The organism is Halorubellus amylolyticus (assembly GCF_034808145.1).
Taxonomy (GTDB): domain Archaea; phylum Halobacteriota; class Halobacteria; order Halobacteriales; family Natrialbaceae; genus Halorubellus.
Window position 1 is genome coordinate 105009 of record NZ_JAXHGM010000003.1, and the last position, 19788, is coordinate 124796.

Here is a 19788-nt window from a genome sequence, read left to right on the forward strand (position 1 = left end):
CGTCGCCGCTTGGCCACAATAAAGGTGTAGAATCGTTCGCGGTCGACGACGGATTATCACCACGTTCGTGCATATCCGTCGCCTGATGCTGATGGCCGAGAGTGGGGTGGTGACGGTCGAGAGGCGGACGTCGTCCTCACTCGGTCGCGACGGCGACGCCGCGGACGAGCGGCGAGACGGGTGGGACGCCGTCGCGGCGCTCGACGGTCCGGACGTCCAGTCCGGGATGCGCGCGGTAGGCGGCTTCGAGGTCGCGGTCGAGGTGGCAGCCCGCAGCGAGGCGCGTCCACGCCGGGTCGATGGCGGTCTGGACGCGACCCTGGAGGCCGTCTGCTGCGACGTGCTCGAAGAACCGGAACTGGCCGCCCGGGCGGAGGACGCGACCGACCTCGTCGAGCGCGGCGTCGAGGTCGGGGACGGTGCAGCCGACGAGCGCGGACAGGACGGCGTCGAAGCTGTCGTCGGGGTAGGGGAGCGATTCGGCGACCCCGCAGACGACGGTCGCGTCCAGACCGTGGGTTCGAGCGGCCCGACGGGCACGGGAGAGCATGTGTCGGTCGGGGTCGAGGAGGTGCGCGTCGAGGTCGTCGTCCGCCCGGCGTGCGTCGTCGCGAGCGGCGACGAGGAACGGAAAGGACGCGCCGGTACCGGTGCCGAGGTCGAGGACGCGCCCCGCGAGCCCGTTCGTCAGGTACCGACGGTGCGGAGCGAGCACCGTCGCCTCGGCGAGCGCGGTCGCCGGGTCGTATATCGCGGCGAACAGCGGGTTCTCGTGGTCGGTCACGGCGAGAGCGACGGCCGCCAGGGGCTTCAATCCCGACGGCGTCGCTGATCGCGTGCGCTCGCGGAGCGTCGGCGTCGGAACTGGACGTGTCGTGCCGAAGGAGGAAAATCAATCAACCGCGGAGGGGACCGGAGTGGGACCGTCGAGCGGTGTTACTGGGAGGCCTTCTCCGCCTGTTCGACGTACTGGTCCTCCCACTCGCGGCGGTCCTCGAGCTCGCGCCGGCCGCGACGGGTGAGGGTGTAGTAGTTGGTGCGGCGGTCGAGTTCGCCCTTCTCGACGAGGCCCTTGTCGACGAGCGTGTCGAGGTTCGGGTAGAGTCGACCGTGGTGGATCTCCGATTCGTAGTACTCCTCGAGTTCGTCCTTGATCGCGAGGCCGTGCGGTTCGTCGAGGCCGGCGATGGTGTACAGCAAGTCCCTCTGGAATCCGGTCAGGTCGTGCATGTGGTAGTTTCTGGGGACCAGTTGGTTTGAGTGTTTTGACCTGTCGGCGTCAGTTGGCCATGGTAATCAGCAATCTTTACCGGGGATTCTCTTCGCATCAAAGGTCTGGTACGGTCGTTTCCCGGTAGTTCGGGAATCGCGCCACCCACGGTTTAGTGTTGTTAATCTTACATCAGTTCTCGGGGGACGACGACGGTCACCGTCGGCCGACCCCAAGGGCTTATGCGCACCCGTCCGGTACGTCATTCAAGTACTGCGTCGGGCGATTGGGGGACCCACAATGACAGAGACGAGCGCGGACGACGGCGCCGGACGACGTGTCGGGCAGGTCGTCGTGGTCGTCGGGTGCGCGCTGGCGCTCGTGCTCGCCGGCGCCATCGCACCGTCGCTCGGATCGCCGTTCGATGACGGCCCGGCGGTGAACGCGTCGCAGTTCGCGAACGGTGACGTCGCGAACGCGCTCGCGAACGAGAGCGACGGTTCGGCGCCAGGGAACGCGAGCGGCGCGAGAGACGCGACCGAAGGGGTGACGTCGTCGCCGTCGAGCGTCGTCGGGTCGCCGAGGAACTACCAGGTCGGTGGTGCGCAACCGCTCGCGAACTTCAGTCGGCAGTCCGGCGGCATCCAGTTCGTCGTGGAGGCGGCGTCGAACTCGTACTATCGCGTCGGCGCGTACCAGTCGTTCGACGGGTACGGCTGGTCGCGCGACGACGCGCGGACGGCGTTCTCGGGGGCCGTTCCGGGAGCGACGCCGCCGGGACAGCGGAGCACCGCGCGCGTGACGTTGAACACGTCGGCGTACGCGGTCCCCGTGCCGTGGAAGCCGACGAGCGTCGAGGGGCCGACGCCGCTGTCGGTCCGCGACACCGGCGGTATCGTGCCGCGGGAGTCGCTGTCGGCGAACCAGTCGTTCACGGTGACGGCGGTCCGGCCGACGCGCGACCCGTCGGTGCTCTCGGACTCGGGGTACGATTACCCGTCGGCGGTCGAGCGCACGTACCTCGAGGTGGACGACAACGTCTCGGACCGCGTCGTCGACCTCGCCGACGAGGTGACTGCGGATGCGACGAATCCCTACGCGGAGGCGACGGCCATCGAGGCGTGGTTGGAGGCGAACAAGGAGTACTCGCTGAACGCGACCACGGACCCGGAGCGGCCGGTGACGCGGCAGTTCCTCTTCGAGATGGAGGCGGGGTACTGCCAGTACTTCGCGTCGAGCATGGCGGTGATGCTGCGGTCGCAGGGTGTCCCGGCGCGGTACGTCGTCGGGTACGCGCCGGGGACGCAGATCGGCGAGGAGACGTACGCTGTGACCGGGTCGCAGGCGCACGCGTGGGTGGAGGTGTACTTCGAGGGCGTCGGGTGGGTGCGGTTCGACCCGACGCCGTCTGCGGGCCGGGAGGCGGCCGATTCCGCGGTCGCGAACGAGTCGGCAGTCCGGGAGTCGTTCGCGGAATCGTCGGTGAGCGACGCGGTGAACGCGTCGTCGTTCGATCCGCCGGGGAACGGGTCGACCGGTGCGGGGTCGGGCGGGAACGGGACCAAGGGCGGGTCGACGAACGGGACCGACGGGTCGGGCGGCGATGGGAGCGGTGACGGCGGCGACGGGTCGGACGGGGATTCGCCGACGGGTGACGACGAGCCCCGTTCGGTGAACGTCTCGCTGAACCGGACGGCTGCGCCGGGGTCCGACGTGACGGTGACGGTGACGCGCGACGGCGAGCCGGTGTCGTTCGCGGCGGTGTTCTTCGACGGCGAGTACGTCGGGACGACGGACTACGACGGCGAGGTGGTCGGGACGGTGCCGTTCACGCGGAACCTGACGGTGCGCGTCGAGAACGTGAACGAGTCGGTGCGCGTGGCCGGTGACGGCGCGACGACGATGCCGGCGGCGTCGGTCCCGGGACCACCCGGCGGGGGCGACGGGCGGTCGGTCCGGTTCGACGTGGACGCGGTCTCGGCGAGCGAGTTCCGGGCTGCGGTCTCGGCGGGCGACCTCGCGCGGTCGGCGGCGACGCGCGACGACGCCGGGACGCCGGACAACGACTCGGCGACGCGGGAGTTCGCGGTGTCGGCGGACATGACGTTCGCGCTCGCGGACGAGCCGACGCTCGGCGCGACGGTCCCGGTGCAGGTGAGTATCGAGGGGCGGCCGGTGCCGGACGCGACGGTGCGTCGCGACGGCGCGGTCGTCGGGACGACGAACGCGTCGGGGTGGGTGCGGGTTCCGTTGCCGTCGGACGCGAGCGAGGTGACGGTGGCGGCCGAGCGCGGCGAGGTGTCGGATTCGGCGGTCGTGGCGCTCGTGACGACCGCGGCGGTGTCGGCGGACGGGGCGGCGGTGCCGGGCGGTGACCTGCGCGTGACGGCGCGGTACGACGACGCGCCGCTGGGGAACGCGACGGTGCGCCTCGACGGGGAACGTGTCGCGCGGACGGACGCCGCGGGGATGGCGACGGTTCCGGTGCCGACGGAGGCGACCGGGACGGTGACGGTGCGCGTGGAGCGTGGGCTCGTCGCGGGCGAGGCGTCGAAGGACGTGGTGACGAACGCGACGCTCTCGTTCGAGGACCCGCTGTCGCCGGGAGCGGACGTGGTGGCGGCGGTTCGGGCGGCCGACGAGTCGGTCGCCGGCGCGACGGTGCGCGTCGACGGTCGGGCGATGGGTGAGACCGACCGGGCCGGGCTCGTGACGCTCTCCGTGCCGGCGAACGCGACGGGGAACGCGACGGTGTCGGCGACCCTGGGTTCGTTGTCGACGACGCGCGACGTGGACCTGTACGAGCCGAACGTGTCGACGACGCCCGCGTACCTCGTGGCGCTCCCGGGGACGCCGATGTCGGTGAACGTGACGGACGCGGGCTCGCCGGTGGCGGACGCGACCGTTCGAGTGGTCGGCGGGGCAAACGCGAGCCTGCGGGACGCGCGGGACGCGAACGCGACGACGACGGGCGCGGACGGGACCGCGGAGGTCGCGCTCCCGGTGCGGAACGCGGCGACGGTCGTCGTGTCGTCGATGGGTGCGTCGGCGTCGGCGCGACTCGACTGGTTGTTCGTGAACGCGTTCGGCGCCCTGGCGGTGGGCGTGCTGGCGGTCGTGGTCGTGGTCGGGTCGCTGTTCGAGCGGAGTCGGGCGGCGCGAGCGGTGCGAGCGCTACGGCGGTACGCGAGCGCTGCCGTCTCGATGGCGATGAACGCGCTGTTCGCGGTCGCGAGCCGCGTGGACGCGTTCGTCGCGTGGCTGCCGTCCCTGCCCGCGCTCGTCCGGGAGACCGTCGAGCGACTGGTGCGGTCGCCGGTGCGGGCGCTCGGCGCGGCGTGGCGTCGCGTCGCGGCGTGGGTGACGGGCGTGCTCGCGGCGCTCGTCGCGGCCCTCCGCGGTCGGCGTGATGGCGCGCCAGGTGAGTCGGTCGGGCCGGGAGGTGCTGGTGGCGGGGACGAGCCTGGCGCAACGGACGGCGCGGCGCCGCGGTCGCTCGTCGAGGCGTGGCTGGTGCTCGTGTCGCTCGTGTCGCCGTCGCGCCTCGACCGGCGGACGCCGGCGGAGATCGGACGGATGGCGCTGGAGCGAGGGCTGCCGGGCGAGCCGGTGCGGACGTTGACGGACGCGTACGAGCGAGCGGTGTACGGGCCGAGCGGCGCGAGCGAGGAGGACGTCGAGCGGGCGCGGGCGGCGGCGGCGTCGCTCGAATCGACGGCGGAGCCGGGCGATGGGAGCGTCGCCGACGACGGGACGGCTGGCCAGGACGGGACGGGTACCGACGACGTGACCGCAGACCGTTCCGGCGAGGAGGGGGTCGGGTCGTGAGCGTCCTGCGTCCGTCGATGCGCGAGGTAGTGGGCGCGGTCGGTGCGGTCGCGTTCGCGGTGGGGGTGGTGGCGGCGTTCGCGCCGTCGCTCCTGCCGTCGTCGGTGACGGCGTTCGCTCTCGACGTGGAGTCCCGGGTCGAGCCGTGGGTCGTCGTGCTCGCGTTATCGCTCGTGGTGTTCGCGTACGCGGTCTATCGATTCTGGCGGGCGGACGACGGGACCGTCGAGCGTCTCGTTCGCGACGAGGACGCGACGGCAGGGGACGTGGACGCAGCGACGGTGGACTTCGACCCGGAGCGGCCGGGGCGGGCGTTCGACCACGCGCTGGCGCGGACGGTCGCGCAACTGGAGGCGGACCCGAACGCTGACGCGTGGGAGGCCGACCGGGTCCGGGAGGACCTGGAGACCGCGGTGGTCGCGGTGCAGGCCGCTCGGGGCGCGTCGCTGAACGCGGCGCGAGCGGCGGTGGAGTCGGGGACGTGGACGGACGACCGGGTCGCGGCGGCGTTCCTCGGTGGGCCGGAGGCGCCCGGGGTGTCGCTGTGGCGGCGCGTGTACGCGTGGCTGTATCCGGCGCGTGCGTTCCGACGGCGCGTCGAGCGCGTCGTGGTGGCGGTGGAACGTCAGGCCGGCGTCTCCGAGGCGGACCGAGCCGAGAGGACGAGCGAGAGTGGAGGGACGGACGAGGCCGGAACGGGCGATGAGGGCGGAACGGGAGACGAGAGTGGAACGGGAGCCGAGTCCGAGGGTCGCGGACGCGAGGGGTCGTCGGACGCGACGGGGGTGGCGTCGTGAGCGAGAGTCGCCACGAGCCGCGATGGCGGACGGCGGTCGCGCCGGCGGCGCTGCTGGTCGCGGTGGCGTTGTGGACGGGCGACCGCGTGCTGTTCGTCGCGGCGGCGCTCCCGCTCGGGTACCTGGCGTACGGCGCGCTGTCGTCGGTCCCGGACGTCTCGGGGGCGGTGCGCGTCGAGCGGTCGCTGTCGTCCGACACGCCGTTCCCCGGCGAGCACGTCGAGGTGACGCTCGCGGTGACGAACGAGAGCGGGCGGTCGCTCCCGGACCTCCGACTGGTGGACGACGTCCCGGATGGCGTCGAGCCGGTGTCGGGGAGCCCGGAGGCTGTCTTCGGGTTGCGTCCCGGGGAGACCCACGAGGTGACGTACGAGCTCGTCGCGCAGCGGGGCGCGCACGAGTTCGGTGACGTATCGCTGCGCGCCCGGAGCCTGAGCGCCGCGGCGGTGTCGAGCGCGACCGTGACGCCAGCGGGGGATTCGGGGATGTTCTGTCGCGTGCACGTCGAGGACGCACCGGTGCGCGACCAGACGATGCAGTTCGTCGGGGCCATCCCGACGCAGACCGGCGGGGCCGGTATCGAGTTCCACTCGACGCGGAACTACCGGCGCGGGGACCCGATGAACCGCATCGACTGGCGGCGGCTCGCGAAGACCGGCGAGTTGACGACCATCGACTACCGCGTGCAGGAGGCGGCGCGCGTGATGGTGGTCGTCGACGCTCGCGAGTCGGTCGCGGTGTCGTGCGGGCCGGAGTACCCGAGTTCGCGCGAGCTGTCGTCGTACGCCGCGGAACTGCTCACCGGCGTGCTGCTTGACGAGGGGCACGAGGTCGGGATCGGCGTCTTCGGGCTCTCGCTCCCGGGGACCCGTGGCGCCGGGTCGCCGTCGGTCCTGGAGCCGTCGGGCGGGGATTCGTTCCGCGCGCACGTCTCGGCGGTGTGTTCGGCGGTCGCGGAGGGCGACCCCGAGGTCGCTGCGGCGGCGGCGAAGGGCGGCGACGGCCGCCGTGAGCGCACGGGCGAGTCCACGGCGGCGGGCGCGGAGCGACCGTCGGTGACGGCGACGCCGTCGGCCGACGGTGGGGTCGACGACGCGGACGCGGCGACGCGACGGCTGCGCGCGTACCTCGACCGGCACACGCAGGTGTTGTTCGTGACGCCGGCGCTGGACGAGTTCCCGGTGACGGTCACGGAGACGCTCGCCGGGCACGGGCACGCGGTGACGGTGGTGGCGCCGGACGTGACGGACGGAGAGACCCTCGGCGGGCGCGTGTCGCGCGTGACGCGGACCGACCGCGTGCGTCGACTCCGCGAGACCGGCGCGCACGTAGTGGACTGGTCGCTCGACGACCCGCTACCGCTGGCGCTGGCACCGGCGTTCAGGGAGGTGCGGTAGATGTCGGACGGGGACCGCACGGCTGGGTCGGTCGGCGGGTCGGACGCCGGGTCGATGGATGACGTATCTGGAGGAGCGGACGCCGGGCCGATGGGTGCCGTCGCTGGGGGGTCGGGGGGTCGGTCGGTGACGGAGGCGGTGGCGGCGACGGCGGTGAGCGGTGCGGTCGTCGTCGGGACGACCGCGGTCGTCGTGGCGGCGGTCGGGTGGGTGCTGGGGTTCCTCGGGCTGGCGGTCGCGGGGCTCGCCGCGGGGGCGTCGCTCGCGGTCGCGTCGACGCTCTGTAACGGGGAGTCGCCGCTGTGGATGGCGGCGGGGAGCGTCGGCGTCGTGGTCGGCGTCGTCGCGGCGGTGTACGCGCTCTCGCGGCCGCTCTCGGACCCGAGCGTGCCGTTGACGGTCGGGCCGGCCGTGTTCGCGGTCGGTGCGCTCGTCGCGGGCCTCGGTGCGACCGCGGCGGTTCCGGGGTCGCTCGGCGACGGGCAGTGGGCGCGGACGGTCGTGCAGGCCGCGGCGACGACGGCGCTCCCGGGCGTGGTGGTCGTCGTCGCGGGCGTCGGCGCGGTCGGTGGCGGCGGCGAGGCCGTGACCGCGGTCGAATCGGCGGTCGGGGAGGGGACGACTGCGCTCCTCGCACCGCAGGGGCCGAACGCGAACGTCGGCGGGTTCCTCGGGCTCGCCGGCGCGGCGGCGCTGTCGGTGGCGGTCGCGCTCCGGACGCTCCCGATAGTGAACCTCGTCGCGAGAGCGCGGCGGGGCGCCGTCGCGCGTCGCGTCGGTCGTGCGCGGTCGTGGCTCGTTCGCGGTGGCGTCACCGCGCTGTTCCTCGCGGTGGTGGTGACGGCGTGGCCGGCGGCCGCGTTCCACGACGTCCTCGCCGACGTGGGCGTGGAGGGCGTGCTCGCGGCGGTCGTCGACGTTCCCGTCCTGCGTCAGGCGCTCGCCGCCGTGGCACTGGGCGCGCTCGCGGCGTCGACGGTCGCGGTGGGCGTGCGGCGGGTGGCGAACGTCGACGGCCGTCGCGTCCTCCGGCTCGCGGCGACGACGACGCCGGGCGGGAGCGTCCTGCTCGCGGTCGGCGTTCTCCGACCGGAACTGGTGCTGTCGAGGCTCCGAATCGGGCCGGTGTCGGAGATGGTGGACGCCGGCGCGGACCTGGTCGGCGTGGAGGCGCTGGCGCTCGCGGTCCTGATATCGCTCGTGCTCGGGACGACGCTCGCGCTGAGTGCGTTGACGACGGCGGCTGGCGTGGGGTTCATCCCGAACCGGACGGCCGCGCCGAGCGTCGCCGCGGGTGGCGTCCTGCTGGTCGCTGTCGCGGCGGGGATCTCCGAGGGCGAGTACGCGCTCGCGACGTTCGCGGCGGTCGTCGCGTCGATGGTCGTGTGGGACGTCGGGAACTACGGCGTGGACGTCACGGCGGAGTTGGACGGAACGACGTCGCGCGTCGTGGAGGTCCTGCACGCCGCGGGGAGTGCGACCGTGGGAGTGATACTGGTTGGGGTGGCGTTCGTGGCGCTGTGGGCGTCCCGCCGGCTCGCGGCCGGTGGTGGCATCGACGGCCCCGGCCTGCTCGGGTTGGCGTTACTGGTCGTGGCGACGCTCGGGTTGATGAGCACGCTCCGCGGATGAGCGTCGACGACCGCGAGAAGGAATCCGTCTCCGAACGGTTGCGTGCCTGCTACGCCAGTGGACGTGCGTTCGCTACAATCCGGTCCGCTCGGCCCGTTCCGGCCGGTTCGCCGCCATCTCGAGCCGGTCCGGCCGGGCGGCGTGCTGCCCAACAAGGATAAGAGCGCACCGCCCCACCTTCCGGCCAGTAGATGGTCGCCATCAGTACGTCGAACCTCAGGAAGACCTACGGTGACGTCACCGCGCTCGCGGACCTCTCGCTCTCGATAGACGAAGGCGAACTGTTCGGCGCGCTCGGCCCGAACGGCGCCGGGAAGACGACGACGATAAAGATACTCACCGGACAGCTCCAGCCCGACGGCGGGACCGCGTCGGTCCTGGGCCACGACCCGGTGAGCGAGCCCGTGGAGACGCGACGACACATCGGCATCCTCCCCGAGCAGGAGTCGCCGCCGTCGTTCCTCACGCCGCGCGAGTACTTCGACTTCGTCGGGACGGTACGGGACATCCCCAGTGACGTCGTCGACGAGCGCGTCGAGACGTGGACCGACCGGTTGTCGTTCGCGGAGAAGCTCGACACGGTGTCGACGGACCTCTCGCGCGGGCAACAGCAGAAGGTGATGATAACGCAGGCGTTCCTCCACGAGCCCGAGGTGGTGTTCATCGACGAGCCGCTCGCGAACCTCGACCCGATCGTGCAGGAGCACGTGAAGGACTTCCTCAAGTCCTACCGGGACGACGGGAACACGATATTCATCTCGACGCATCACATCGAGGTCGCGGAGGAGATGTGTAGTCGCGTCGGCATCGTCTCCGGCGGGGAGCTCATCGCGGAGCGACGGCCGAGCGAGCTCGGCGCGAACGAGTCGCTGCTCGACACGTTCCTCGAGAACGTCGGGTCGTCGACCGCCGAGGTCCAGGGTCTCGTGGGGCGATGACGCGGTCGCTGAACCGACGGTTGTTCGTCGGGATGCTCCGCGAGGAGTGGCGGATGCACGCGAACCTCTTCGGGGGTGCGCGGTTCGCGGCGTTCCCGCTGTTCGTGCTCGCGCTCGGCGCGGGCGCCGTGTGGCTGTTGACGACGACCGCGGTCGCGACCGTCGACACGCTGGTGCTCGGCGTGCACGCGCTCGTGTTCGCGTTCGGCCTCCAGACGGGGACGACCGCGTTCCTCGGGCGCGACGCGGCCCGGAACCTCCTCGGGGACATGACGCTCATCGTGTTCACCGCGCGCACGCTCCCGGTCTCCCAGCGTCGTTTGCTCGGCGTGTTCCTCCTGAAGGACGCGGTGTACTACTCGGGGCTGTTCATGCTCCCGATGGCGCTCTCGTTCGCGCCCGCGGTCGCGGCCGGCCAGCTCGCGGCCGGACAGCTCGCGCTCCTCTGGGGGACGGCGACGACGACGTTCCTCCTGGGGGTCGCGGTGACGTTCGCTGGCATCTCGCTCGCGACCCGCGGGGTGTCCGGGCGCGTCGTCGCGCTCGCGCTCGGCGTCGGCCTCGCCGCGGCGGTCGTCTCGGGCGTCGACCTCGTCGGGTACACGCCGTACGGTATCTACGTCGGTGCGACCGCCGTCGAGACGACGCTCGTCCTCGCCGCCATCCCGCTGTTGGCGGTGCTCGGTATCGCGGTGTACGACCCGAACTACTCGGCGCCGGCGCGGACCGCCGGGGACGCGTACGGTCGCTGGCGCGACCGGTTGCCGTTCCGCGACGACGCGGTCACCGCGAAGACGCTCATCGACGTCTCGCGGTCCTCGGGCGGCCTGTTCAAGATCGTGTTCTCGGGGAGCATCCTCCTCGCGGTCGGCGTGTTCCTCCTGGAGCTCGCGGGCGAGATCGCGTCGGTCGACCCGGCGCCGGGCGTGACGCTCGGCGCGATACTCGGGTTGTCGGCGTTCACGACGTACAACTGGCTGACGCAGTTCGACGACCTGGACGAGTACCGGCTGTACCCGCTGGACGTCGGGGACGTGCTGACGGCGAAGCGCCGGGCGTTCCTGCTCGTGAGTATTCCGACGGGCGTCGCGTTCTACGCGGTCGCGGTCGTCTGGCAGGCGCCGACGCTCGGTGACGCGCTCGCCGGGCTCGTCGTGCACGTCGGCCTCCAGGTGTACCTGTTCGGCGTCACGGTCTACCTCGCGGGGTTCTCGCCGAACGAGTTCCTGTTCGACACGGTGCTGTTCGCGGCGTTCACGCTCGCGGTCGCGGGGCCGGTCGTCCCGATCGTCGTCGCCGGGTTCGTCGTGACCGCGGGGACGCCCGCGGTCCTCGCCGGCGTCGCCGCCGGCGGTGTCGTCCTCGCGCTCGCCGGGGGCGTCCTCGTTCGGCGCGCGACGCCGAAGTGGGAGCGCGCGACGCGGACGTAGGAGCGCTTCCCCCGGTCGCGCTGTCACGTTCGAAACCACTCCAGGGCACCGCCACCGAAATCGTAGCTGTCCTACAGAAGATACTTGTCGCACTGCGCGCTCGGTTCTGTAAACATGGAGCTCTCGCGTCGTCAGCTCGTCGCTGCCGCGGGCGGGACCGCGGTCGGTGGCGTCCTCGTCGGGAACGCGCTCTGGGACGACGACCTGCCGTGCCCGGAGCCGGACGCGTACGCGTGGGACGCCGGCGACGCCGACGAACTGGACGGATTCCCCTACGACTACTGGGGGCCGCCGGTCGTCGACGACGACGCGGTGTACGTGACGAGGGGGCATGGTATCACCGCGGGCGGGTCCGGGACCGTCGCGCGCCTCGACCGCGAGACGGGCGGGGTCTCGTGGGTCGTCGACCGGGAGCCCGCGGGCGTCGGGACGCCCGCGGTCGCCGACGGCGTCGTGTACGTGCCGACCGGTCGGAACGAACTGCTCGCGCTCGCGGCGAGCGACGGCGCCGTGCGCTGGCGCGTGGACGCCGACGACCACGGCTACGAGTCCGGCGACAGCTTCGCGCTCGACGAGCCGGTGCCGACGGACGAGGGCGTCGTCGTCCAGGCGTTCGAGGGCGCGACTGCGGCGGTGTTCGACGGCGAGCACGCGGTCGCGGGCGTCGACGCCGCCGACGGGACGCTGCGGTGGACGCACTCGCTTCCGTCGCGCTGTCGCGTCGTCGGCGTCGACGACGGGGACGTCGTCGCCGCGAGCCAGGACGGGAGCGTCGGGCGGCTGAACGGGCGGACCGGCGACGTGGAGTGGCGGCTGTCCCTCGCCGGCGGCGTCACCGACGTCGCCCGGTCCGTCGAGGGCGGCGTGATGCCGGTCGTTCTCGACGGCCACGTCCTCGGCGGTCTCGACGTCGAAGCCGGCGAACTCGACTGGCGCGAGCGCGTCGCCCCCGAGCCGCGAGAGAACACGCACGGGAGCGGCCCGGACCCCGCAGAGGGCGTACAGCGCATGGCCGCCTCTGCCGACCACGCCTTCGCCGCGACGGCGTCGGGCGACGTGGTCGCCGTCGACCGCGGGTCGGGCGAGCGCCGCTGGCGGTACGACGCCGGTGCGCCGGCCGTCGCCGTGACCGCCGACGCCGGCCGCGAGGTCGTCGTCGCGCTCGACGCCCGTGGATTCGCGCACGTCCTCGCCCTCGACGACGGGGCGCGGACGGCGCGGCTCGCGACCGCGGCCGAGAACTACGGCGACACCTGCGGGCATCGGGTGCGCGAGGATCACCTGCCGCGGTGGTTCGTGACGCTCCGCGACGGGAGCGCGTACGTCGCCAGTCACGGTGTGCGGCGGTACGACCTCCCGTGACAGCTCCCGAGGTTCACGTCTCGTGTGAACCCATCGTGCCGAGCGGCTTCGTCGACCACTCCCCGAGTGGGACCGTGACGGTCGACGAGCTGTCCGCACTGCGGTCGGCGCCCGGGCGTCGCTCGCGGAGTTAACGTCGCCGCCGGCGGACGCGGGCAGGCACCCGCGACCACCGGCGAGCATGGCATCGATGGAAGTGATGGTTGCTTCGCACGCTCTCGCGTGGCGCCACCTACGCGTACGGACAGGGGTGTATTGGTGATGCGTGACGGTGCAACGTTTGCCAGACGGTGACGGCGGACCGAGGGGTCGCGCTCGCGCGCTTCGCGACGGTCAGTCGTCGTCGAGGAACACCTGGACGTCGTCCGCGTCGTCCACGTCGACGCCCTCGGGGAGGACGAGGACGGTGCGGTCGCCGAACTCCTCGACGGTGACCGGGACGCGGTCCTCGAGGACGCCGCGGGCCGCGAGCAACGACTCGATCTCCTCGAGTCGAGCGAGCACCGTCGATAGGTCCTCGGACGCGTCCGCGTCGACGCTCGCGTCACCCGTCGACGTCGACCCGAACCGCTCCGCGAGGCGCGCGACGTCGATTCCTTCGGCGTGCAAGAGCACGTCGTCGGCCGCGACCGCGGGGAGCGACGCGTCCAGGCGCTCGTCGTCCGACAGCGGCGTGCCGCCGGTCGTCTCGGTGTTCCCGTACACGTACTGCTCGGCGCGCTCGCTCACCCACGGCGGCGCCTGCCAGTCGCCGTCCGCGTACAGCGTCTGCTCGATGGCGTCCTGGTTCGCCCACACGAACGACGCGTACTTGTCCTTGTACGCGTCCAACGCCGGCCCGTTCTCGTGCGCGACCACGACGTGCAGGGGGTCGTAGCCCTCGACGACGCTGTCGACGACCTCCTCGGTCGGGTGTGCGCGCACCTCGAACGCGTCCGTCGTGCACGCCCCACCGGTCACGGGGTCCAGCGCGCCGGTCGTCACCTGGACGAGCGCGGCGTCCGCGTCCCCCTCGATGGCCCCGAAGAGCCGTTTCGCGCTCCCGTCGACCGGCGTCTCCGGGGCGGCTATCGTCACCGCGCCCGCGTCCAGCACGGCCTCCGGGTCCGCGTACTCCGCGGTCAACTCGACGGCGTCGGTGGGGAGGTCGAGCGCCGCGTACAGTTTCGCCGGCTGTCCGACGAGACGGACCGTGACGTCGAGCGAGAACCGGCCCGCGGCGGCGGCGAGCAGGCGCGCGAGGTGAACGCCCGAGAGCCCGCCGGCGGTCAGGAGCGTCCTGTCGCCGTCGAGGGCGCGACCGAGCGTCGTCTCCAGGGTCTCGTGGAGGCGGCGTTCGTAGCCCTCGGCCGTCGCGACGTTCACCACCATCGCCTCCACGTCCACGGGGAGGGAGTCCGGGAGCGCCGGATACCCCGCCGTCTGCGTCCGCGTGAAGTCGCCCGTGACGAGGAGTCGACGCGCGACGCCGTCGTCGCGGAACTCGACGACGAACCCCGCCGCACCCGGTGCGTGCCCTGCCGGCACCGGATGCACGCGGACCGCGTCGTCGCCGAGCAGCGTCCGCCACCCCGTCACGGGTTCGAGCGCGTCGAGCGCGCCGGCGACGTCGCCCGTCGCCCTGTCGTTGCGTTCGTTCTCGCTCAGCGATTCCGCCAGTACCGCCGCGGTCGGTGCCGCCGCGAGCACCGGCGCGCCGTCGACGGCGTTCTCGCCGAGGGACCGGAAGTGGTCGAGGTGCGCGTGCGTCACGAGCACGCCAGCCAGGTGTTCGTCGTCGCCCATCTGCGCCGAGACGTCCACCCCACGACCCGAGTCCACGAGCACGCACGCCGTCTGCTCGTCGAGCACCCCCTCGAACTTCAGGAGCACGGACTCGTTCCCGGTCCGATGGTTCGCACGTTGAAATCGGACCTCCATGTCCTCGACCTTGGAATGAAAGGCAATAGAGTTAACCCAAAGCGATGGTGATGCCTGGAAGACCTCCCGAGAAGCAATCACCGGTTCTACAACCGGATTGTCGAGGCCGATTCGGCCGCAGTCCCTCGACGGGTCTCGCGCGGAGGGGAACGTTTACTTCCACGCTGGCGGAGGGGGAAGGTATGACTCTCTGCTGTCGCAACTGTTGCACGCCGGTGCGAGCATCGGCCGACCCGAGGTGGGACGCGTGACCGCCGGCGCGCTCGCCGCCGCCGGCGTCGACGTCGCACTCGCGGCGTCCGCGGGCGATGGCATCGAAGCGAGCCTCATCGACCTGGTCGCGGTGTTCGTCATCGCGGGCGGCGTGGGCGTGTTCGTCTCGAAGGTCGGCCACTTCCCGTACACCATCGCGCTGCTCGTCGCGGGGTTCGCGGTGTCGGTCGCCAGTTCGGTCGCGGTCGGTCCGAACGAGATACTCGGCGAGATCGTCCTGACCCACGACGTCATCCTCCTCGTGCTCCTCCCACCGCTCCTGTTCGAGGGCGCGGCCACGACCGACGTCGAGGAGTTCGAGAGCAACCTCCCGATCATCCTCCTGCTCGCCATCGTCGGCCTCGTCGCGTCCATCGCGTTCGTCGGCGTCGCAGCCCACTGGCTGTTCACGGGACTGGGGCTCGTCTCCGGCGACGAGTTCACGCTCCTCGTCTCGCTCCTGTTCGCGACGACCGTCCTCCCCACCGACCCGGTGAGCGTGCTCGCGCTCTTCGAGGAGATCGGCGTCCCCGAACGGTTGAGCGTGCTCGTCGAGGGGGAGAGCCTCATCAACGACGGCGTCGCGGTCGTCATCTTCACGACGCTGTACGCGCTCCTCGAGAACGAGCGGAGTCTGGAGTACCTGCTGGCGCCGGAGAACTTCGGCGCGGTGCTCGTCGAGCTCGTCTACACGAGCCTCGGCGGTGCAGTCGTCGGGTTCGTCGCGGGGTACGCGGTGTACAGCGTGATGCGAGACCTCGACGAGCACATGACCGAGATCGTGCTCACGATCATCCTCGCGTACGGCTCGTTCCTGCTCGCCGAGCACTACCTCCACGTGTCCGGCGTCATCGCCACGGTGGTCGCGGGCCTCCTCATCGGGAACCGCGGTGCGGAGTACGCGATGAGCGCGCAGACGAAGCTCTCGGTGTTCAACACGTGGGAGACGGGTGCGTTCATCGTGAACACGTTCATCTTCGTCGTCATCGGCGCGAAGACGCCCGTGACGGACATCGTCGGGAACGCGGAGCTCCTGGTGCCCGCCATCGGTATCGTGCTCGTCGGACGGGCGCTTGCGGTGTATCCGCTGACGACCGCCGCGAACCGGTTCGTGCGGAACGACGTGGACCTGCGGAACCAGCACGTCCTCGTCTGGGGCGGCCTGCACGGGTCCATCCCCATCGCGCTCGTGCTCGGTGTCCAGGAGAGCGTCGTGCCCTTCGCCCCGCAGTTGCGCGTGCTCGTGTTCGGCGTCGCTGCGTTCAGCCTCATCGGGCAGGGGTTGACGATGAAGCCGCTCATCGAGCGGCTCGGTATCGTCACGACGACCGAGGAGGACGAGCTCTACCAGCTCCTCGTCGGCCGGGCGCGAGCGGTGGACGCGGCGCTGGAGGCGGCAGAGCGACTCCACGACCGGGGTCGCATCCCGGACTCCGTCTTCGAGCAGTTCCAGACGGAGTATCGGGTGGAGAAGGACGACCTGAACCGCGCCATCGGTCGGCTGCTCGCCGAGCATCCCGACATCCGCGACCGCGAACGGCTGGTCGGGGAACGCCAGGTCCTGAAGCGAGAGCAGTCGGCGCTGAAGGACGCGGAGTTGAGCGGCGTCATCTCGACGGAGATCGCCGATGCGCTCCTGGAGGAGGTGAACATCAAGCTCGATCGCGTACAGTCCGGCGAGTCGACGGTGACCCGGGACCGCGACGAGGAGGGCTACCGGGAGTTCTGGCGGGAGCGGGCGAGCGACCACGGCCTCCTCGACGCGGACCTGGACGGTGAGGACGGCGATACCGACCGGGGGACGGGAGCGGAGTGAGCCGCCGACGTCCGGTGGACCGGCTAGCAGGTCCCGAGGACTTCGCGTGACGAGCAGTCGGTCGGGTGTGGTCTCGCGGGAACCCTGATTACGGTGGCGTGCGAACGGTCGACGAGTTCGATGTTCGAGTCAATCCTCGTCGCCGTCGACGAACCCGCCGAGTCGGACGTCGTTGTCGAGCACGCGCGCGCCCTCGCCGCACGGTTCGACGCGACGCTGCACGTCCTGCACGTCGTCGACGTCCGTCGGCTGGACACCGTCCCGGAGAGCGAGCAGCGTCGCGAGGACGCTGCGGCGTACGTGCACGACGTCGCGGCGGACGTCGACGCGGCCCCCGAGGACGTCGAGGAGGTGGTGCGGACGGACGTGCCCGCGGACGCCATCGTCGGGTACGCGACGGAGGCGGCCGTCGACCTCGTCGTCGTCGGGACGCACGGTCGCACGGGACTGGAGCACGTCCGGGTCGGGAGCGTCGCGGAGGCGGTCGTTCGCGACGCGACGGTACCGGTGGTGACGGTCCCGCTCGCCGAGGACGCGCGTGTCGCGTTCCCCTACGACCGCGTGCTCGTGGCGGCGGACGGGAGTCCGGAGGCGATGGCCGCGGCGGAGCACGCGGTCGGGTTGGCGGCCGCGTGCGACGCGGCCGTCGACGTGCTCAGTGTCGTCGAGACGGCGGCGCTCGGCGCCGACGTTCGCTCCGAGATACTGGAGGCGGAGTTGCGCGAGCACGCGACCGAGGTCGTCGACGAGGTCGTCGCGCTGGCTGACGAGGCGAGCGTGGCGGCCTCGACGACGGTGACGTCGGGCGTTCCACGGGTCGCGATACGAGAGCACGTGACGGCGAACGACGTGGATCTGGTCGCGATGGGGACGCACGGCCGGAGCGGCGTCGATCGACTGCTGTTGGGGAGCGTGGCGGAACGGACGCTCCGGACGACCGACGTGCCAGTGCTGACGGTGCGTCGACCGACGGACGCCGAGTGAGAAGCGGGTCGAGGCCGATTGCGGCGGGGTGGACCGAGGACGATTGCGGCGGGCCGTCTCGGATTCAGGCGCCGCCGAAGTCGTCGGTGAGGTGGAACGTCCAAGCGTCGTGTCCGGACTTGCAGTCGGGATTCTCGGCGATGTGGTCGACGAACGCGGCGCCGGGGTCGTCGAGCGTGTCGTCGCAGAACGGGCAGTTGTACTCCGTGGTCCAGTTGGCGGTGGGGGTTCCGACGGACATACACGTTTGATGGGCCGCATCGCCCTTCAAACCCGCCTAGAAAGTAATAGGAGACCTTCCATGTCCTAATACATCACACAGGTGTCGTGGCGCGAGACGGGGCGCGCGTTCAAAGCCGGGTTTGAGGTTACGGGAGTCCTACAAGTACCGCATCCGTGGTCCCGAGTGCAATGCGAACCCTGCCCTCCAGCGCACGACCTCGTGCGCACCGGAACGGTCGTTGCAGCGGACGCGAGCGGAGGTGGTCGACGTGAGTCGACGCCCCGCTCGCGAGACAGTCGCGTTCGCGGTCGCGCTCGCCGCCATCGCCGCACTCGGCGGGGTGGCCGCGGCGAGCGTCGCCGCCGGCGCGCCAGCGAACGCGACCGTCGGCCACGACGACGCGGACGCGCCGCCGAACGCGACGGTCGACTACGACGGCGAGCGACTCGTCGTCGAACAGACCGACGACGCCGCCATCACGGGGACGACGACGCTCGAGAACGGCTCGCAGGTGACGCTGCGGATAAAGTCCGTGGACTCCCAGAACCCGTTCCTCAGGCAGGCGGTCGCGAGCGTGGACGAGAACGGCTCGTTCGAGGCCGCCGTCGACTTCGCGGAGATAGAACGCGGCACGGAGTTCGAGGTGTCGGTCCGGTACAACGGCACCGAGCTCGGGAGCGCTCCGGGCGTCGTCGGCGAGTGCGCACCGTCGTGTGGCGGCGGTGACGCCGAGTTCGACCAGAAGGTCTACACGGAGTCGGCCGGTGGCCGCGTCGAGGTGCGAGTTGGATTGACCGACCGGGAGACGGCGACGGTCGTGTTCGGGTCCGAGCCGACGAACGTCCGCATTCCGGTCACCGTCACTGACGGGAACGACGACGGAAAGGTGACGCTGGTCATCGAGACGCGCGTCGACGGGCTGAACGACCCAGGCGTGTACGCGTCCGCGGACGCGGATTCCCTGACGGTTCACCAGGACCTCGACCGCCCGCAGTCGCTCGCCCCCGGGAACTACCCGATGTCGCTGTACCTGGAAGACGGCGGTGAGCGATTCGAGGTGGACATCAGCACGGTCGTCCTACAGGAGGCGTCGGACACGCAGCCGACGACGCGCGGCGGCGACGCGGGGACGACCGCGGTCGGCACCATCTACGGGTCGGCGACGACGAGCACGCCCACCGGCGACGGTGGGGGCGTGTCGATGACGACGGTCGGCGCGCTCGCGGTCGGTGGCCTGCTCGCGATACTCGGCGTCGTCGCCCTCGTCGGTGACTTCGACTAACCGGGGGCTTCGCGGTCAGGCGAGTCTCGCGGCGCCGTCAGGCGTCGTGCGTGCCTTCGACGAGGCGTTCGACGTGCTCGGGCGGGACGGCGCCGCGTGCGGCGTAGCCGTCGTACGCGAACGTCGGGACGCCCGTGACGCCGGCCTGCTGGGCGGCGCGGAACTGCTCGTGGAGTTCGGCGCGGAGCGCGTCGTCGTCGAGCGCGGCGCGGACCTCGTCGGGGTCGACGCCGGCGTCCGCGGCGAGGTCGACGAGCACCGCTTCGTCGCCGATGTCCCGGCCGTCGTGCCAGAGCGCGTCGAGGATGGCCTCGTCGAACGCGAGCCACGTCTCGTAGTCGGCGTGGCCTTTCACGTAGTACGACGCGACCTGCGCGTCGAGCGAGTCGACGTCGGTCGCCATCTCCAGGTCCATCTCGACGTCGTACTCCTCCTGGAGCCGGCGGACGTTCTCCTTCGCTTGCTCGAAGTACTCGTCGTCCTTCCCGGTGTCGACGGAGTGGTCTATCTCGCCGTCGGGGCCGCGCTGACCGCTCCGGAGGTCGAACGGCCGCCAGTCGATCTCGAGCGGCTCGTCGCGCGTCGCCTGGTACTGGCGGAGGCTCTCCCGGCCCAGGTAGCAGAACGGGCAGACGTAGTCGGAGTACACTGTCACGACGTTCGAGGCGTCTGCCTCGTCGGCGGATTGCGCTGTCATATCCGGTCGTTCGCGCCGTG

General features: G+C 71.6%; 15 protein-coding genes. 10 read left to right on the plus strand and 5 right to left on the minus strand.

Annotated elements, in window-relative coordinates; all coding sequences use genetic code 11:
* Positions 1-136: 136 nt before the first annotated feature.
* Both SM754_RS09375 and SM754_RS09380 read right to left on the minus strand, forming a co-directional pair.
* Positions 137-784 (minus strand): class I SAM-dependent methyltransferase, encoded by a 648-nt coding sequence (locus tag SM754_RS09375; protein ID WP_323675961.1) that lies wholly within the window; start codon positions 782-784, stop codon positions 137-139.
* 152 nt (positions 785-936) lie between these two features.
* The gene (locus SM754_RS09380; RefSeq protein WP_323675962.1) at positions 937-1230 is read right to left on the minus strand and encodes a PadR family transcriptional regulator; all 294 of its coding nucleotides are present in this window, start codon (positions 1228-1230) and stop codon (positions 937-939) included.
* Positions 1231-1510: 280 nt separating this feature from the next.
* Between SM754_RS09380 and SM754_RS09385 the strand changes: the two genes are divergently transcribed.
* The 7 genes from SM754_RS09385 to SM754_RS09415 all read left to right on the plus strand — a co-directional run bounded on the left by SM754_RS09385 (position 1511) and on the right by SM754_RS09415 (position 12594).
* Positions 1511-5038 carry a transglutaminase domain-containing protein gene (locus SM754_RS09385; RefSeq protein ID WP_323675963.1) on the plus strand — a complete coding sequence of 1176 codons (3528 nt, stop codon included), beginning with the start codon at positions 1511-1513 and terminating at the stop codon, positions 5036-5038.
* A complete protein-coding gene (locus tag SM754_RS09390; RefSeq protein ID WP_323675964.1) occupies positions 5035-5835 on the plus strand; it encodes a DUF7269 family protein in 801 nt (266 codons plus the stop codon). The genes SM754_RS09385 and SM754_RS09390 overlap by 4 nt, the downstream gene beginning before the upstream one ends.
* Positions 5832-7232: a DUF58 domain-containing protein gene (locus SM754_RS09395; protein WP_323675965.1), complete on the plus strand. Its 1401-nt coding sequence runs from the start codon at positions 5832-5834 to the stop codon at positions 7230-7232. Before SM754_RS09390 ends, SM754_RS09395 begins: the two co-directional genes overlap by 4 nt.
* Positions 7233-8864, plus strand: coding sequence for a DUF7519 family protein (locus SM754_RS09400; protein ID WP_323675966.1), 1632 nt, complete (start codon positions 7233-7235; stop codon positions 8862-8864).
* 191 nt (positions 8865-9055) lie between these two features.
* Positions 9056-9802 (plus strand): ABC transporter ATP-binding protein, encoded by a 747-nt coding sequence (locus SM754_RS09405; RefSeq protein WP_323675967.1) that lies wholly within the window; start codon positions 9056-9058, stop codon positions 9800-9802.
* A complete protein-coding gene (locus SM754_RS09410) occupies positions 9799-11232 on the plus strand; it encodes a hypothetical protein (protein ID WP_323675968.1) in 1434 nt (477 codons plus the stop codon). The genes SM754_RS09405 and SM754_RS09410 overlap by 4 nt, the downstream gene beginning before the upstream one ends.
* Before the next feature lie 114 nt (positions 11233-11346).
* Positions 11347-12594 (plus strand): outer membrane protein assembly factor BamB family protein, encoded by a 1248-nt coding sequence (locus SM754_RS09415; RefSeq protein WP_323675969.1) that lies wholly within the window; start codon positions 11347-11349, stop codon positions 12592-12594.
* 333 nt (positions 12595-12927) lie between these two features.
* On the opposite strand, the gene SM754_RS09420 is transcribed toward SM754_RS09415, so the two are convergent.
* Complete coding sequence (locus SM754_RS09420; RefSeq protein ID WP_323675970.1) at positions 12928-14514, minus strand: MBL fold metallo-hydrolase; 1587 nt, start codon at positions 14512-14514, stop codon at positions 12928-12930.
* Between the two features lie 247 nt (positions 14515-14761).
* Between SM754_RS09420 and SM754_RS09425 the strand changes: the two genes are divergently transcribed.
* Together SM754_RS09425 and SM754_RS09430 are read left to right on the plus strand one after the other, a co-directional pair.
* Positions 14762-16582 carry a cation:proton antiporter gene (locus SM754_RS09425; RefSeq protein WP_323675971.1) on the plus strand — a complete coding sequence of 607 codons (1821 nt, stop codon included), beginning with the start codon at positions 14762-14764 and terminating at the stop codon, positions 16580-16582.
* A 120-nt stretch (positions 16583-16702) separates the two neighbouring features.
* Complete coding sequence (locus SM754_RS09430; protein ID WP_323675972.1) at positions 16703-17566, plus strand: universal stress protein; 864 nt, start codon at positions 16703-16705, stop codon at positions 17564-17566.
* 64 nt (positions 17567-17630) lie between these two features.
* Here the strand turns inward: SM754_RS09430 and SM754_RS09435 are convergent, their stop codons facing one another.
* The gene (locus tag SM754_RS09435; RefSeq protein WP_323675973.1) at positions 17631-17807 is read right to left on the minus strand and encodes a DUF7501 family protein; all 177 of its coding nucleotides are present in this window, start codon (positions 17805-17807) and stop codon (positions 17631-17633) included.
* Positions 17808-18057: 250 nt separating this feature from the next.
* On the opposite strand from SM754_RS09435, the gene SM754_RS09440 reads away from it, so the two are divergent.
* The gene (locus SM754_RS09440; RefSeq protein ID WP_323675974.1) at positions 18058-19071 is read left to right on the plus strand and encodes a BGTF surface domain-containing protein; all 1014 of its coding nucleotides are present in this window, start codon (positions 18058-18060) and stop codon (positions 19069-19071) included.
* 37 nt (positions 19072-19108) lie between these two features.
* Here the strand turns inward: SM754_RS09440 and SM754_RS09445 are convergent, their stop codons facing one another.
* Complete coding sequence (locus SM754_RS09445; RefSeq protein WP_323675975.1) at positions 19109-19768, minus strand: DsbA family oxidoreductase; 660 nt, start codon at positions 19766-19768, stop codon at positions 19109-19111.
* Positions 19769-19788: the final 20 nt, after the last annotated feature.